Origin of the sequence: Paraburkholderia sp. NPDC080076, from assembly GCF_050281145.1 — a bacterium.
GTDB lineage: Bacteria > Pseudomonadota > Gammaproteobacteria > Burkholderiales > Burkholderiaceae > Paraburkholderia.
The window spans coordinates 104,717-119,517 of the sequence record NZ_JBNNWQ010000001.1 but is presented as its reverse complement, the minus strand read 5'-3'; the positions used below and the strand labels follow the sequence as shown (position 1 = coordinate 119,517).

At 63.1% G+C, this 14,801-nt stretch carries 13 protein-coding genes; 9 read left to right on the top strand and 4 right to left on the bottom strand.

Annotated elements, in window-relative coordinates; translation table 11 throughout:
• Window positions 1-4: 4 nt before the first annotated feature.
• On the top strand, window positions 5-1,111 hold the full coding sequence (locus ACQKRQ_RS00470) for an SDR family oxidoreductase (protein ID WP_408434194.1): 1,107 nt from the start codon (window positions 5-7) through the stop codon (window positions 1,109-1,111).
• Here the strand turns inward: ACQKRQ_RS00470 and ACQKRQ_RS00465 are convergent.
• Window positions 1,085-1,867, bottom strand: coding sequence for an IclR family transcriptional regulator (locus ACQKRQ_RS00465; protein ID WP_132378724.1), 783 nt, complete (start codon window positions 1,865-1,867; stop codon window positions 1,085-1,087). The two genes, ACQKRQ_RS00470 and ACQKRQ_RS00465, sit on opposite strands and share 27 nt — an antisense overlap.
• 236 nt (window positions 1,868-2,103) lie before the next feature.
• On the opposite strand from ACQKRQ_RS00465, the gene ACQKRQ_RS00460 reads away from it, so the two are divergent.
• The 3 genes from ACQKRQ_RS00460 to ACQKRQ_RS00450 all read left to right on the top strand — a co-directional run bounded on the left by ACQKRQ_RS00460 (window position 2,104) and on the right by ACQKRQ_RS00450 (window position 5,807).
• The gene (locus ACQKRQ_RS00460; protein WP_132378726.1) at window positions 2,104-3,480 is read left to right on the top strand and encodes an MFS transporter; all 1,377 of its coding nucleotides are present in this window, start codon (window positions 2,104-2,106) and stop codon (window positions 3,478-3,480) included.
• A gap of 60 nt (window positions 3,481-3,540) precedes the next feature.
• Window positions 3,541-3,996 carry a type II 3-dehydroquinate dehydratase gene (locus ACQKRQ_RS00455; RefSeq protein WP_132378728.1) on the top strand — a complete coding sequence of 152 codons (456 nt, stop codon included), beginning with the start codon at window positions 3,541-3,543 and terminating at the stop codon, window positions 3,994-3,996.
• Window positions 3,997-4,298: 302 nt separating this feature from the next.
• A complete protein-coding gene (locus tag ACQKRQ_RS00450; protein WP_132379474.1) occupies window positions 4,299-5,807 on the top strand; it encodes an MFS transporter in 1,509 nt (502 codons plus the stop codon).
• A gap of 43 nt (window positions 5,808-5,850) precedes the next feature.
• Here ACQKRQ_RS00450 and kdgD read toward each other — a convergent pair whose 3' ends face one another.
• The 3 genes from kdgD to ACQKRQ_RS00435 form a co-directional block, all read right to left on the bottom strand.
• On the bottom strand, window positions 5,851-6,768 hold the full coding sequence (kdgD, locus tag ACQKRQ_RS00445) for a 5-dehydro-4-deoxyglucarate dehydratase (protein ID WP_427474641.1): 918 nt from the start codon (window positions 6,766-6,768) through the stop codon (window positions 5,851-5,853).
• A gap of 74 nt (window positions 6,769-6,842) precedes the next feature.
• Window positions 6,843-8,192 (bottom strand): glucarate dehydratase, encoded by a 1,350-nt coding sequence (gene gudD / locus ACQKRQ_RS00440; protein WP_408314242.1) that lies wholly within the window; start codon window positions 8,190-8,192, stop codon window positions 6,843-6,845.
• Between the two features lie 132 nt (window positions 8,193-8,324).
• Window positions 8,325-9,656, bottom strand: a complete 1,332-nt coding sequence (locus tag ACQKRQ_RS00435; protein WP_408314244.1) for an MFS transporter — start codon at window positions 9,654-9,656, stop codon at window positions 8,325-8,327.
• 424 nt (window positions 9,657-10,080) lie between these two features.
• Between ACQKRQ_RS00435 and ACQKRQ_RS00430 the strand changes: the two genes are divergently transcribed.
• The 5 genes from ACQKRQ_RS00430 to ACQKRQ_RS00410 all read left to right on the top strand — a co-directional run bounded on the left by ACQKRQ_RS00430 (window position 10,081) and on the right by ACQKRQ_RS00410 (window position 14,705).
• The gene (locus ACQKRQ_RS00430) at window positions 10,081-10,791 is read left to right on the top strand and encodes a FadR/GntR family transcriptional regulator (RefSeq protein WP_427474640.1); all 711 of its coding nucleotides are present in this window, start codon (window positions 10,081-10,083) and stop codon (window positions 10,789-10,791) included.
• Window positions 10,792-11,050: 259 nt separating this feature from the next.
• Window positions 11,051-11,797 carry an SDR family oxidoreductase gene (locus ACQKRQ_RS00425; protein WP_132378738.1) on the top strand — a complete coding sequence of 249 codons (747 nt, stop codon included), beginning with the start codon at window positions 11,051-11,053 and terminating at the stop codon, window positions 11,795-11,797.
• Between the two features lie 81 nt (window positions 11,798-11,878).
• Window positions 11,879-13,012, top strand: a complete 1,134-nt coding sequence (locus ACQKRQ_RS00420) for a Gfo/Idh/MocA family protein (RefSeq protein ID WP_427474639.1) — start codon at window positions 11,879-11,881, stop codon at window positions 13,010-13,012.
• A 78-nt stretch (window positions 13,013-13,090) separates the two neighbouring features.
• Window positions 13,091-13,675 (top strand): TetR family transcriptional regulator C-terminal domain-containing protein, encoded by a 585-nt coding sequence (locus tag ACQKRQ_RS00415; RefSeq protein WP_408283827.1) that lies wholly within the window; start codon window positions 13,091-13,093, stop codon window positions 13,673-13,675.
• Window positions 13,676-13,688: 13 nt separating this feature from the next.
• Window positions 13,689-14,705 carry a LysR family transcriptional regulator gene (locus ACQKRQ_RS00410; RefSeq protein ID WP_427474638.1) on the top strand — a complete coding sequence of 339 codons (1,017 nt, stop codon included), beginning with the start codon at window positions 13,689-13,691 and terminating at the stop codon, window positions 14,703-14,705.
• Window positions 14,706-14,801: the final 96 nt, after the last annotated feature.

Below are 14,801 nucleotides of genomic sequence, written 5' to 3'. Positions count from 1 at the left end.
TCCCATGGAAAAACGAGCACTCATCATCGGCGCGAGCGGCATTGTCGGCGGCAATCTGGCAGACCAGTTGCTTTCGAACGGCTGGCAGGTCGCCGGACTCTCGCGCGGCCGCACGCCGGTGTCGCCGGCAATCGAATCGATCACGGCCGATCTGCAGTCGGCCGACTCAGTCAGCGAGGCGCTCGCGGGTCAGGCATTCAGCCATGTGTTCCTCACCGCGTGGTCGCGCCAGGCCACGGAGAAAGACAACATTCGCGTGAACGGCGCGATGGTGCGTCACGTCATGGACGCCGTGGGCCCGTCAGGCACGCTCGAGCATGCCGCGCTCGTGACAGGCCTCAAGCATTACCTCGGCCCGTTCGAAGCGTATGCGACCGGCTCGGTGCCCATCACACCGTTTCGCGAGGAACAGGGCCGCCAGCCAGTCGACAACTTTTACTATGAGCAGGAAGATCGTTTGTTTGAAGCCGCGCAACGCTACGATTTCAGTTGGAGCGTGCATCGTCCGCATACGATCATCGGCTTCGCGCTCGGCAATGCGATGAACATGGGCGTGACGCTCGCCGTCTACGCGACGCTGTGCAAGCAGACCGGCCAGCCGTTCGTCTTCCCCGGATCGGCGGCGCAATGGAACAGCCTCACCGACATGACCGACGCGCGGCTGCTCGCGCGCCACCTCGAGTGGGCCGCCACGTCCGAGAAGGCGCGCAACGAAGACTTCAACGTGGTCAACGGCGACGTGTTCCGCTGGAAATGGATGTGGTCGCAAATCGCCGGCTACTTCGGGATCGAAGCTGTACCGTTCGATGGCGAAACACGTCCGCTGGAAGGCCGTATGCAGGACGCGGGCAAGGCATGGGCCGATATCGCCGCGCGCTTCGATCTGAAGGAGGCCGACATCGGCAAGCTCGCCTCGTGGTGGCACACCGACGCGGACCTTGGCCGCCCGATGGAAGTGCTCACGGATATGAGCAAGAGCCGGCAGGCAGGCTTCCTCGATTATCAGAGCACGCCCGACGCCTTCTTCGCGCTGTTCGACCGGTTGAAGGCGGAGCGCATTCTGCCCAGCGATACGCGCACGCGGCTAGCGGCCTCGATTGAACAGAGGTGACGCGTGGCTCGCGGCGGCGAGTTCCGAAGCGGCCGCGAGCAGTGTCGAGCCGAGGCTGGCCATGCGTTTTTCGTCGAGCCGCACGAGCGGCCCGGCAATGCTGATCACGCCCATGGCGGGATAGCCGCGCCGCTGCACGGGCGCGGCCATGGCCGTCATGCCGGGAGCAAAGACTTCGTTGATCGTCGCATAGCCTCGTTCGCGCGCGGCGTGGACGAACTTCAGCAGTCCGCTGATCGTGGTCGGCGCGTTGGGACCGTATTGCTTGGGCTGCCCGAAGCCCTGGCGTGATACGAGTTCGAGCGCGCGTTCGTCGGTCATGGTCATCATCCATGCGTGGCCCGTGGCGCTGCACGAGAGGATCGTGTCCATGCCCATGTCCGGGTCGTAGCGCAAACCCTTCAGCGCGCCCTGCGCCTTGGCGACCCACGTCAGCCGGTCGCCGTCCACGATCGCGAGCCGCACCAGTTCGCCGGATGTCTCGGCGAGCCGATCGAGCATCGTCTGCGCAATGTCCACGATGCCGGAGGTCGCGAGAAAACCGAGCCCCAGTCCGACGAGCTTGGTGGTGAGCACGTAATCGCCGTGCTCGCGCAACTGCCGCACATAACCGCATTGCTTCAGATCGACGAGCAGCCGATGGCATGCGCTACGCGGAATATCCAGCTCGTCCGCGATCATTGCGAGCGGCGTTCCCTCCATTTGCGTGGCGAGAAATTCGAGTACCGCGAGGGTGCGCTCCGTGACGCCGGGCATATCGGTCTCCGTCTTTTACAGGGGTTCGCGCAGGCAGTTTTGCACATTATGGGATCAAATTCCACCCTGGAACGGCATCCCACCCAAGGATGCTAACCTTGGTTTCAAGGCGGCGCGACGCGCACAGCGAGTCGAGAGCGCCCCGAGTTCATCGGTTAGACAAGAGAGCGGGAAACGGTCGGCGGCGCTCATCGCTTGCGACCTGCATCCCGCGCGGCGACGGTTAAGGAGACAACATGATTCAGGAAACGCAACAAGGCACGCATGCCGCGATGCGCACGCGAGCGGTCACGGCGGCGGCCGTCGGCACCGCGCTCGAGTGGTTCGATTTCACGCTTTACGGCGCATTGGCCGCCACGGTTTTGCCCAAACTGTTTTTCCCTTCGATGGACTCGACGTCCGCCCTGCTCGCCTCGCTCGCGACTTTCGGCGTGGGGCTCGCCGCGCGGCCGCTCGGTGCGATCATCTGCGGCCATTTGGGCGACAAGCTCGGGCGACGCAACCTCATGCTCGGCACCGTCACGGTGATGGGTCTCGCGTCGATGCTGATGGGCCTGTTGCCGACCTACGCGAGCATCGGCGTATGGGCGCCGGTCCTGCTGGTGCTGCTGCGCATTCTGCAAGGCTTCGCGCTCGGCGGCGAATCGACCGGCGCGCAATTGATGGCGATCGAACACGCCAGCGCCGACCGGCGCGGCAAGTACTCCGGGCTGCTGGGCCTGTGCTCGCCGCTCAGTCAGATCATGGCCAATGGCGTGCTGCTTCTGCTGTCGTCCACGATGTCGGCCCAGGCGTTCGATTCGTACGGCTGGCGCATCCCGTTCGTGCTGAGCTTCATTCTCGTGATCGTCGGCGTGTATATCCGCTTGCGAGTCAGCGAGACGCCTGCCTTCGTGGCGCTGCGCAAAACGGAAGTCGTACACGTGGGCAGCCCGCTGCGCGATGCATTGCGTCTGCATTGGAGAACCGTTCTGCGCTGGATGCTGTTCTTCTGCGGGCCGGCGGCGATCTTCTACCTGATCGTGGTGTTCTCGCTCAGCTACATCACGAAGACGCTCGCCATCCCGAAGCAAACCGGCTTTCTTCTGCTGATGGGCGCCAATGTCTGCGCGATCGTCGGCGCGCTTGCCGGGGGCATGCTGAGCGACCGGATCGGCCGCAAGAAAGCGCTCGCGATCGGTTCGACCGCGACCTTGCTGATGCTCTTCGTGTACTTCCAGATTCTCGACACCAAAAGCTTTGTACCGATGCTCGCGGCGATGGGCTTCTTCCTCGGCTTCACGCAGTTTCAAAGCGGCATTCAACCGGTCGCGTTCGCCGAAGCGTTCCCGACCAATGTGCGTTACTCCGGCTCCGCGCTCGCCTACACCGGTGCGAACCTGGTGGCGGGCGGTCCGATGCCGGTGCTGGCCGTGTGGCTCTTTGCCGTGTGCAACGGTTCGCCGTGGGGCGTGGTCGCCGTGTGCGTGGTCTTCAACGTGATTTCGCTGGTGATGATCCTGACTGCGCGCGAAACCCTCGGCATCGACATGAACCGCACCGACTCGACGGCGGCCGTCACGGGCGAAGCGGACTTTGCGACGGCGGGCGTGAGCAACAGCCATCGCACGTAATAAACGTGCTCTACAGCGTGACACTGAATCATCGAATATTTGCAGACAGGCGACCGAACAATGACTGAACTCGTATATGTACTGAATGGCTCGAACCTCAACATGCTCGGCAAGCGTGAGCCGCATCTGTATGGGACGACCACGCTGGCGCAAATCCAGCAGCAGGTGGAGGCGCTCGCGGTCCGGCTGGAGCTCGAATGCGAGTTCCGCCAGACCAACAGCGAGGCCACCATGGTCGACTGGCTGCAGGAAGCGTTCGAACGCGACGCCGCGGTGATCATCAATCCGGCGGGCTTTTCGTTCGCGTCGGTGCCGGTCTTCGACGCAGTGAAGCTGATCGAGCGGCCGTTGATCGAACTGCACATCACCAACATTCATAAACGCGACGAAACCTATCGCCATTCGCTCATCTCGCGCGCGGCGACCGGCGTGATTTGCGGACTCGGCGCAAACGGCTATCTCATCGCGCTGCAGGCGATGGCGATGGCGCTCGGCAAAAGTCCGAGTTTCGGCTGAAGCTGCGCGCGCGGAGCGGCCAGTACATCGCCCGCGCGCAACCCGACGCCTCTTGCCCGCTCGCTCCACCCATCAAGCCGTGCCGGCTGCGCACGGCATTTTTTTGTCCCGAAATTCCAGAGAATAATTTCGAATAAGGGAAAACCCGTATAATTCCTTCCAAGAGGTCAGACAACTAGAGGACATCAGTCGTCAAGACCCTGACCTGCGCCGGCCGCGCAGCGTCCACCTTGAAAAGCTTTCCCTTCAGATCCGTGAATCCGACTGCCACTGCCCTGCCTTTCCGAAACGCGCTGTTCGCCATGCTCGGCATCGGCCTCGTCAATATGCTGGTCGCACTCGATCAGACGGTCGTCAGCACCGCGCTGCCTTCTATCGTCGCCGAGCTGCACGGCTTCGAGTACTACGCGTGGATCGCCAGCGCTTACCTGCTGGCTTCGGTGGTCACGGTCCCGGTGTTCGGGCGGCTCGGCGACTACTTCGGCCGCAAGCGTTTCGTGCTCGCCGCGGTCATCACGTTCACGGTGGCGTCGGTGCTCTGCGGCGTCGCGAACGACATGCTGTTTCTCGTGATCGCGCGCGGCTTGCAAGGTGTCGGCGGCGGGATGATGGTCGGCACGGCGTTCGCGTCGATTCCCGATCTGTTTCCCGATCCGCGCGCGCGAGTGCGCTGGCAAGTGGTGATGGCCGCGGCGTACGGCATCGGCACCGCGGCGGGACCGTCGCTCGGCGGCTGGATGAGCGAACACTGGGGCTGGCGCTCGACCTTTCTGATCAATTTGCCGGTCGGCGCGGCGGCGCTCTATTTCATCTGGGCGCATCTGCCGAGCTTCCGGCGTCCGCATGAAGGCGAAGTCAAAATCGACTGGCTCGGCGCGGCGCTGGTTGCCGCTGTGCTCGGCGGTCTGCAGGCTTTCATCGAAGCAGTGCCGAAAAGCGGCCTGACCGCCGGCAATCTCACCTTGGCCGTTTGCGTGATCGTGGGCACGGTCGCACTGCTGATCTGCGAGAAGCGCGCCACGCATCCGATCATTCCGCTCGATCTGTTCAAGGACCCGCAACTCGTCACGCTGTTCACGCTCGGCATGCTGTCGGGTTTCGTGATGTTTTCGCTGATCTTCTTCGCGCCGCTGCTGCTGCAAGGCGGCTTCGGACTGTCGCCGCAACAGGCCGGCCTGCTCGCCACGCCGATCGCCGCCTGTATCGCGCTCGGCAGTCTGCTGAATACGCGCATCGTGATTCACATGAAGAAGCCCACGCAGATCCTGTCGATCGGCTTCGCGCTGCTGCTGTTCGCGTCGATCGCGCTGGCGTTTGCGAATCCGGACACACCGCACGTGCGGATCGAATTGCCGATGGCCGCGGTCGGTATCGGTCTCGGTTTCATCCTCAACAATCTGAATGTGTTCGGCCAGGAGATTGCCGGACGCGAACGCTTCGGCATCACCACGGCACTGCTGCAATCCACGCGCATGGTGGGCGGCATGCTGGGCACGAGCATTGTCGCGACTGTGGTGCAGCATCACTATCGCGACGTGGTCACGCGCACGATGAGCGTGCTCGGCGAGCCGGCCGCGTCGCAATGGCGGCCTCGCTTCGTCGACCTGCGCATTCTTATCGACGAAGCGTCGCGTCTGAAGCTGATCGCGGATATGAAGCCGTCAGGGCTCGATACGTTCGCGTTGATCGACACGGCGCGCGATGCGCTGGTGCAGTCGATTCATATCGGCGTGTGGCTGACGGCAGTGGCGGCGCTAGCGGCCGCGCTGCTGGTGCAGCGGATCTCGCACGTGGTGTTTCGCAAGAGTTGAAAACGGCGGTCGGCCCCGACCGCCGCTATAGCTGGCACGTTGCTTACTGCGCGCCGAGCTTCCTGATCAGCGCATCGAGTTGCGCGATCTCTTCGTCCGTCAGATCGGTCAGCGGCGCGCGGACCGGACCGGCGTCGTGGCCTGCCAGCTTCGCACCCGCCTTCACGATGCTCACCGCGTAACCCGCGCGACGATTCCGGATCGCCAGATACGGCAGGAAGAACTCGTCGAGCAGCCTGCCTTGCGTTGCATGATCGTCCGCAGCGACCGCGCGGTAAAACTCCATCGCCGTCTTCGGAATGAAGTTGAATACCGCCGACGAATACACCGGCACACCCAGCGCCTTATAAGCCGCTGCGTAGACTTCCGCGGTCGGCAGCCCGCCGAGATATGAGAAACGGTCGCCGAGACGGCGGCGAATCGTCACCATCGCTTCGATTTCACCCACGCCGTCCTTGAAGCCGATCAGGTTCGGGCAGCGGTCCGCGAGACGCTCGAGCATGTCCGCGTTCAGCTTCGAGTTCGCGCGGTTGTACACGATCACGCCGATGTTCGGCACGGACTTGCACACCTGCTCCACGTGCGCCGCGATGCCTTCCTGCGACGCCTCGGTCAGATAGTGCGGCATCAGCAAGACGCCGCTTGCGCCGAGACGTTCGGCTTCCTGCGCGTAGTCGATCGCCACGCGGGTCGGGCCGCCCGCACCCGCGAGAATCGGCACCTTGCCTCTGCAGGTATCGGTCGCCGTGCGGATCACGTCCGTGTAGTCGCTTTTCGTCAGCGAAAAGAATTCACCCGTGCCGCCCGCGGCGAACAGCGCGGTCGCGCCGTAGGGCGCCAGCCATTCGAGACGCGCAGCATAGGTGTCGGCACGGAAATCGCCGTGCGCGTCGAAGTCGGTCACGGGAAAGGACAGCAGCCCTTCGGAAACGATGGCTTTGAGTTCTTGAGGTGAAGTCATGGCGTGAATAGCGTTTAAGGCTTCAAGTGTGGTGAGCGCGCGGTCATGCGCGCCAGATCCGGATCATCGTCGGTTTAGCGCACCAGGCACGGGCGCTTGTTATCGAACTTCCAGTTCGGAATCAGATATTGCATCGCCACGCCGTCGTCGCGCGCGCCCAGGCCGTGCTGCTGATAAAGCGCGTGCGCCTTCTCGATCTCATCCATGTCGAGTTCGATACCGAGCCCCGCGGCCTGCGGCACCTTGACCTTGCCGCCGACGATCCGCAGCGGCTCACGCGTCAGACGCTGGCCGTCCTGCCAGATCCAGTGCGTGTCGATTGCGGTGATCTTGCCGGGCGCGGCGGCCGCCACGTGCGTGAACATGGCGAGGGAAATGTCGAAGTGATTGTTCGAGTGCGAACCCCACGTGAGGCCCCAGTCATTGCACATCTGCGCGACGCGCACCGAGCCTTGCATGGTCCAGAAGTGCGGATCGGCAAGCGGAATATCCACGGACTGCAACTGGATCGCGTGGCCCATCTGGCGCCAGTCGGTGGCGATCATGTTGGTCGCCGTCGGCAAGCCGGTCGCGCGGCGGAATTCGGCCATCACCTCGCGGCCCGAATAGCCGTTTTCCGCGCCGCACGGATCTTCCGCATAGGCGAGCACGTCGTGCTGGTCGCGGCACAGGCGCACCGCTTCCGCCAGCGACCAGGCGCCGTTCGGATCCAGCGTCACGCGGGCCTTCGGGAAACGTTCGGCGAGCGCGGTGACGGCTTCGATCTCGGCGTCGCCGGACAGCACCCCGCCTTTGAGCTTGAAGTCGTTGAAGCCGTAGCGCGCCTGCGCGGCTTCGGCGAGACGCACGACGGCCTCGGGCGTCATGGCTTCTTCGGTGCGCACGCGCTCCCAGTCGTCGCGGCCATCGGCGCCGCTCGCGTATTCCAGGTCGGTCTTCTTGCGATCGCCGATGTAGAACAGATAGCCGAGCATTTCCACTTCGTCGCGTTGCTGGCCTTCGCCGAGCAGCGCGGCGACGGGCACGCCCAGATGCTGGCCGAGCAGATCGAGCAGCGCGGCTTCGAGGGCGGTCACCGCATGAATGGTGGTGCGCAGATCGAAGGTCTGCAAACCGCGGCCGCCTGCGTCGCGGTCGGCGAATTGCGTGCGCGCCTTGTTCAGGACCGCTTGCAGATTGCCGATCGACTGACCGACGACGAGCGGACGCGCGTCGTCGATGGTCTTGCGGATGCTCTCGCCGCCCGGCACTTCACCGACGCCGGTATGCCCCGCGCTGTCGCGCAGAATGACGATATTGCGCGTGAAGAACGGGCCATGCGCGCCGCTCAGATTGAGCAACATGCTGTCGCGGCCGGCGACAGGCACGACACGCAGTTCAGTAACGACCGGAGTGGCGTTCGATTCGGAAGGTTTCGTGGACATGATGTTGGACCGGATGAGTTAGTGAGCCGGGCGGCGGAAATCAAGGCGCTGTGCAGTCGCGCTCGACACGGGCACCGGACGGAAACTGGAAAGTGCGCGACGCATGATTGGCGGTTCTGTCAGTCAGTGTAGTCAGTGGACTTCATGCTGGAGCGATTCCGGCAGCGCGTCGTGGTTCACGCGCCGGTTGCGGGTCAGGAAACCGGCCGCCGCCGCAATCAACGAAGCCACGGCAAGGCCATACAGGCCGCCGGTAATCGACCCGGTGTGCTGCTGCAAATAGCCGAACGTGGCCGGCGCGAAGAATCCGCCGAGGTTGCCTACCGAGTTGATCAACGCGATCACCGCTGCGGCCACGCGTGCGTCCAGGTAACCTTGCGGGATCGGCCAGAAGAGCGAAGCCGCCGCCTTGAAGCCAATCGCCGAGAAACAGATGGCCACGAACGACAGCACCGGATTGCCCGAAGTCGAAGCGAACAGCCCGCACGCCGCAATGACGAGCGCCACGGCCAGCCACGCCTGCTGGAAGCGCCATTTCGCCGACAACAACGCGAAGCAGTACATCGCGACCATGGCGATGAGCCAGGGAATCGCGTTGAGCATGCCGACCTCGAAGTCGGACAGGCCACCCATTTTGCGGATGATCGTGGGCAGCCAGAAGGTGGCCGCGTAGATGGTCAGTTGAATGGCGAAGTACAGAAAGCAGAACAGCAGAATCTGCGGATCCTTCAGCAGCTTCATGGCCGGCAGATGCGCGCCGCCGTGCGCCTCGCGTTCGGCCTGCTCGGCCGCGATCGACGTCTGCAGCACGTTCTGCTCTTCAGCCGTAAGCCACGAGGCATCGCGAATACGCGACTTCAGCAGCATCCAGCTCACCGCGCACAGCACGATCGAAAAACCGCCTTCGATGAGAAACATCCATTGCCAGCCGTGCAATCCGAAGCCGCGAATGGACAGCAGACTGCCGGTGACCGGACCGGACAGAACCGATGCGAGCGCTGAGCCGCCGAGAAAAACCGCCACCGCCTTGCCGCGCTCCTTCTGCGGCAGCCACTGCGTGAAGTAAAAAACCACGCCGGGAAAGAAGCCTGCCTCGGCGACGCCAAGCAGGAACCGCAGCACGTAGAACGAGGTGTCGTTCCAGACGAACGCCATCGCCGCCGCGACCAGCCCCCACGTGCCCATGATGCGGGTGAGCCACGCGCGCGCGCCGTACTTCTGCATCAACACGTTCGAGGGCACCTCGAACAGCGCGTAGCCGATAAAGAACAGACCGCTCCCGAGGCCGTACGCCGCAGCGCCAATGCCCAGGTCCGTCTGCATGTGGGAATTGACGAAGCCGATGTTCACGCGGTCGATGTAGTTCGCGATGAACATGATCAGAAACAGCGGCAGCACGTGCCGCTTGACCTTGGAGACCGCGGATTCGAGCGGATCGGCGGCGGTGGTGAGAGCAGAGGTCAAGATGGTCTCCAGTTTCGGCCGCTCTGGCGACCTGATCGAGCGCAACGCTCCGCATTCAAAAGGCCGGTGTCCCGTCCCGAAACGCGTGATACGTTGTCTGACGACAGTCTACCGTGCTTTTATTTGCAATTCCAATGCAGTGTTTACCCTAAAAATGTGCCCATACCACCGTACTGGTAACGCATTCAGCCCGAATGAAGTCGAATATTTAGAATTTGAACTAGGATGTCTGATGACATCGAAATCACTCTCGTTTTTCATCTGTCATGCCGGGGCCAAACCTCATCTCCGCCAACCATAGCGAACGCGAGGATCAAATCGTTCTGATCCGGACAGGCGCTATGATGGCTATGTCGAGGCGTCGCACGACGCCACTCGCACGCAACGTGTGTATTTCCAGCCGAACAATCAACCAGCCACAGAAATGAGCAGCCTAACTGAGAAGGTGGTGGCCACCCTTTCCGATGAAATCCGCCGCGGCACCTTGAGGCCGGGCGACCGCATTCCCACCGAAGTCGCGATGATGAAGCAGCTCTCGGTGAGCCGCTCCGTGGTGCGCGAGGCGATTTCGCGGCTGCAGGCGGCCAAGGTGGTCGAGACACGTCACGGCATCGGCACCTTCGTGCTGGCGCCGGCCACGGAAAAATCCATGCAGTTGCCCGCCGCCGATCTCTCCAGCATGCTGGACGTGATGGCGATCATCGAATTCCGTATCGACGTCGAAGCCGCCTCCGCCGCGCTCGCCGCGGCGCGGCGCACCGACCAGAACCTCAAGCAGATCCGCGGCGCGCTGGAGCGTTTCGAGTCCGAACTCGAGCGCGGCAGCACCGATACGCTCGCGCACGACATCGAGTTTCATTTGCAGATTGCACGCGCGAGCGGGAATCGCTATTTCTTCGACGTGCTCAGCCAGCTTGGCCGCGCGGTGAGTCCTCGCACGCGGCTCGGCTCCGCGGAGATCGCGGAACTCGACCATATCGAGCATCTGCGCAACGTGCTCAGCGAGCATCAGATGATCTGTCGGGCGATCGAACGGCAAGACCCGGACGACGCGCGCGCCGCCATGCGCATGCACCTGAGCAACAGCCGTGAACGGCTGCGCCGCGCTCACGAGTTGAGTAAAGCGGGCGGCTGATTCGCCGGTGAGCGGGCGGCCGCCCACCGCCCTCCTTTCTTCTGAAAAATACAATCGTACTGGTTGACGTATGGACCGGGTGGAACGGCGCGACTGCAAGCGTCGCCGCCCGTGCAGCATTGTTAGTCTCAGCGGAATAGTGCATTCATGTCGAGCCGCTTGATGGGTTTAATACGTTCGTCCATATTTCTCCCATCGCGCGCTTGCTGTCCAACCCCGACAACAACGCGGACCTTGAATCCACTTTGAGATATCCATCATGAAACTCACGGGCAACACTATTTTCATCACCGGCGGCGGTTCGGGCATCGGCCGCGGACTCGCTGAAGCGTTCCACAAACTCGGCAATCAGGTCATCATCGCCGGCCGCCGCAAGGCGAATCTCGAAGAAACGATTGCCGCCAACCCCGGCATGCAGTCGGTCGAGCTGGATATCACGGACCCGCGGAGCATTGCCTCGGTCTCGCAACAACTGATCGCGCAGTACCCGTCGCTAAACGTGCTGATCAACAACGCCGGCATCATGCAGATCGACGACCTCAGCAAACCGGTCGACGACGCGCTGATCGTCTCCACGCTCACCACCAACCTGATGGGCCCGATCCGCCTGACGGGCGAACTCGTCGAGCATCTCAAGCAGCAAGACGACGCGACCATCATCAACGTGTCGTCGGTACTCGGCTTCGTGCCGATGGCCATCTCCGGCGTCTATTCGTCGACCAAGGCCGCGATCCACTCGTACACGCAATCGCTGCGCTACAAGCTGAAGGACACCTCGGTGCGCGTCGTCGAAATTGCGCCGCCGTGGGTGCAGACGGACTTGCTCGACAGCAAGAACGAACCGCGTGCCATGCCGCTTGCACCGTTCATCGAACAGACCATGCATGAACTCGGCACGGACGCCGACGAAGCCGTCGTCGAGATCGCCCGCCCCATGCGCAACAACCCCGGTCCGAACGAAGCCGCATTCGTCACGCAGTTCAACGACCAGTTCGCCGGCGTCTAATCCATTGTTGTTTGGTCCGGCCGGAAACAGGCTAGTGCGTTTCCGGCCGGACCCGTCGCGCGCTCTCGCGCAGGTGTTTCCATGACTCAAAATTCCGCAGTAAATTCCGCAGTATCCAGCGCCGCGCCGATCCGCGTCGGTATCGTCGGCGTGGGCAACTGGGCGCAACACGGACACGTACGCGTGCTGAGCCTGCTGCCCCAATACGAACTCACCGCCGTGTTCAGCCAGCGTCGCGAGGCGGCCGAGGCCGTGGCCGAACGCTACGGCTTCAAATATGTGGTCGATTCACTTGATGAGTTGGTCAAGCATCCCGAAGTCGATCTGGTCATCGTTCTGACGACGGCACCGCAGCACGCAGAAGGCGTGCGCGCCGCGATCGCGGCCGGCAAGGACGTCTACTGCGAGTGGCCGCTGACGCCACGCGTCGCCACCTCGCAGGAACTGATCGATCTGGCGCGCGAGGCCAACGTGCGTCACGTGGTCGGGCTGCAAAGGCGGCTCGCGCCGCACAACCGTTACGTACGCGATCTGCTCGCGCAAGGCTATGTCGGCAAGCTGCGCTCGGTACGCATTCACGTGAGCATGAACTACTTCCAGGCGCTGCGTTCGCAGTCGCTGCGCTGGACCGTGCCGCCGGAAAACTTCTCGAGCGTGATCGCGATCTACGCGGGCCACTTCCTCGACATGCTGTTCGAAGCGACCGGGTGGCCGCACAGCATTGCCGCGCTCAGCATCAATCAGTTCGAGCAGGTGACGATCGCGCAGACCGGCGAAGTCATGCCGACCACCACGCCCGATCAACTGGTGCTCGCCGGCCGCCTTGCAGACGGCGCGGTGCTGTCGGTGCATATCGAAGGCGGCAAGCGCAATGGCTCGGGCGTGCAGATCGACATCACGGGTACGGAAGGCGATCTGCGCATCACGAATCGTTCGGCGTTCGGCAATGTCGGCGACGACTACGTGATCGAGGGCGCGCACGGCGACAACCTGCCGCTCGCGACGCTGCCCGTGCCCGCGTCGTATGACCGGCTGCCGCCGTCCGATCTGCCATCGGCGGTACTGGAGCTCGCCCAGTTGTACGCAGCCTTCGCCGACGACGTCCGCACCGGCACCCATACCGCGCCGACCTTCGAACATGCGGTGCGTCTGCACAAGCTGCTCGACGCCGCCGTAGAATCATCGGACAGCGGCCGCCATATCGAACTCGATTGACGCGGTCCATTCATCAGCCGCCCCGCACTTGTGCATGACACAATGCGGGGCGCCTGTATTGCCAGAGAACTTCCGCCCATGCCGAAACCTTCACACAAAGACACGCTGATCGCCGAAGGCATGCGCGTCATCCACGAATTCGGCTTCAACGGCGCGAGCGTGCGGGACATCGTCAAGGCGGCGGGCGTGCCGCATGGCTCGTTCACGAACCACTTCACGTCGAAGGAAGCATTCGGCCTCGAAGTGATCGAACTGTATTTCGACCGGGCACAGGCCGAGATGCGCGAGACGCTGCTCAACGACGAACTGAAACCGCTATTTCGTCTCAGCAAATACATCGACGTGCATATCCGGCTCATCAGCCAGAACGATTCGCGCAATGGCTGCCTGCTGGGCAATTTCGCCGCCGACTCGAGCGACAGCGAAGCGATCCGCTCGCGGCTCAATGCGATCTTCGCCGAAATCGAAAAGTCCGTTCTGTATTGCCTGCGAGCCGCTGTCACGGCGCGCGAGGTGCGAGCCGATACGAACTGCGAGCAACTCGCCACCTTCATCGTATCGTCGATGCAAGGCGCGTTTCTGCTCGCCAAAGCGCAGCGCGATCCGGCGCCGGTCGTCAATCTGAAGGAAGTGCTGTTTTCCAGCGTTTTGCAGCGGGCCTGACAAGGAGCTCCCGATGACGCCGCCCAATCACGCAGGCCGTCCTGCCGCAGTCACGGCGCGTTCAACGACGCCGGCTGCTACCGGCGAGAGCGGCGCTTCGCAGGGTGCGATGGACCGGTTCGGTTCGCTCAACGTGTTCGTGCGCGCCGCCGAAACCCGCAGCTTCACTGAAGCGGGCCGCCAGTTGGGCATTTCGTCGTCGGCGGTCGGCAAGGCGATCTCGCGGCTCGAAGGACGGCTCGGCGTGCGCCTCTTTCACCGCAGCACGCGCAGCATCGCGTTGACGCCCGAGGGCGCGACCTTTCTGACGCGCTGCCAGCGCATCATCGGAGAAATCGAAGCGGCCGAGACCGAACTGGCGCTCGCCAATTCCGCGCCACGCGGACTGCTGCGCGTCAGTATGCCCATGGTGAGCACGCTGATGATGCCGGTGATCGGCGCGTTTATGAAGGAGTATCCGGATATCACGCTCGATATCGATTTCTCTGATCGTATGGTCGATGTGATCGAGGAAGGGTTTGACGTCGTGACCCGCACCGGCGATGTGAGCGACTCCACGCTGGTTACGCGCGCGATGGGCACGTACCGGCATGTGATCGTCGGCTCGCCCGCTTACTTCGAGCAGCGTGGTGTGCCTGGCGAACCCGAGCAACTGCGCGAGCACGCCTGCCTGCAACATCGTTTTCCGACCACCAACAAACTGCGCCGCTGGCCGCTGAGCCGCGATGGTGAAACGCTGGACATCGACCTTCCAACGGTGGCCATCGCCACCGCCGTCGAGCCGTTGACCATGCTTGCCGAACAGGACCTGGGCCTTGCCTGCGTGCCCGACTTCACGATACGCGCGCAGCTCGCGCGAGGCTCGCTGGTTGCCGTGCTGCAACCGTACACGGATACGCCGACCGTGTTTCGCGCGCTGTGGCCGTCCGGGCGTCAGATCTCGCCTAAGGCGCGAGTCTTCGTCGATTTTCTGAGCGAGCATCTGTTTCCTGACTCCGCTGCGGCGGCACGTGGCGCTGGCCGCGCTTGAGTGGACGATCCGCGCTCGGGACTTTTCACCGCGTACTGCCTCGCACGAAAAAGCCGGCGTATTCATCAACTCACTGAACACACCGGCTTTCACAAC

What these genes read in the sequence shown, in the direction of transcription:
- gudD (WP_408314242.1), bottom strand. Translation starts at nt 8,192, where the DNA reads ATGTCCACGAAACCTTCCGAATCGAACGCCACTCCGGTCGTTACTGAA.
- ACQKRQ_RS00465 (WP_132378724.1), bottom strand. Translation starts at nt 1,867, where the DNA reads ATGCCCGGCGTCACGGAGCGCACCCTCGCGGTACTCGAATTTCTCGCC.
- ACQKRQ_RS00415 (WP_408283827.1), top strand. Translation starts at nt 13,091, where the DNA reads ATGCCGAAACCTTCACACAAAGACACGCTGATCGCCGAAGGCATGCGC.
- ACQKRQ_RS00425 (WP_132378738.1), top strand. Translation starts at nt 11,051, where the DNA reads ATGAAACTCACGGGCAACACTATTTTCATCACCGGCGGCGGTTCGGGC.
- ACQKRQ_RS00455 (WP_132378728.1), top strand. Translation starts at nt 3,541, where the DNA reads ATGACTGAACTCGTATATGTACTGAATGGCTCGAACCTCAACATGCTC.
- ACQKRQ_RS00460 (WP_132378726.1), top strand. Translation starts at nt 2,104, where the DNA reads ATGATTCAGGAAACGCAACAAGGCACGCATGCCGCGATGCGCACGCGA.
- ACQKRQ_RS00410 (WP_427474638.1), top strand. Translation starts at nt 13,689, where the DNA reads ATGACGCCGCCCAATCACGCAGGCCGTCCTGCCGCAGTCACGGCGCGT.
- kdgD (WP_427474641.1), bottom strand. Translation starts at nt 6,768, where the DNA reads ATGACTTCACCTCAAGAACTCAAAGCCATCGTTTCCGAAGGGCTGCTG.
- ACQKRQ_RS00470 (WP_408434194.1), top strand. Translation starts at nt 5, where the DNA reads ATGGAAAAACGAGCACTCATCATCGGCGCGAGCGGCATTGTCGGCGGC.
- ACQKRQ_RS00420 (WP_427474639.1), top strand. Translation starts at nt 11,879, where the DNA reads ATGACTCAAAATTCCGCAGTAAATTCCGCAGTATCCAGCGCCGCGCCG.
- ACQKRQ_RS00450 (WP_132379474.1), top strand. Translation starts at nt 4,299, where the DNA reads ATGCTCGGCATCGGCCTCGTCAATATGCTGGTCGCACTCGATCAGACG.
- ACQKRQ_RS00430 (WP_427474640.1), top strand. Translation starts at nt 10,081, where the DNA reads ATGAGCAGCCTAACTGAGAAGGTGGTGGCCACCCTTTCCGATGAAATC.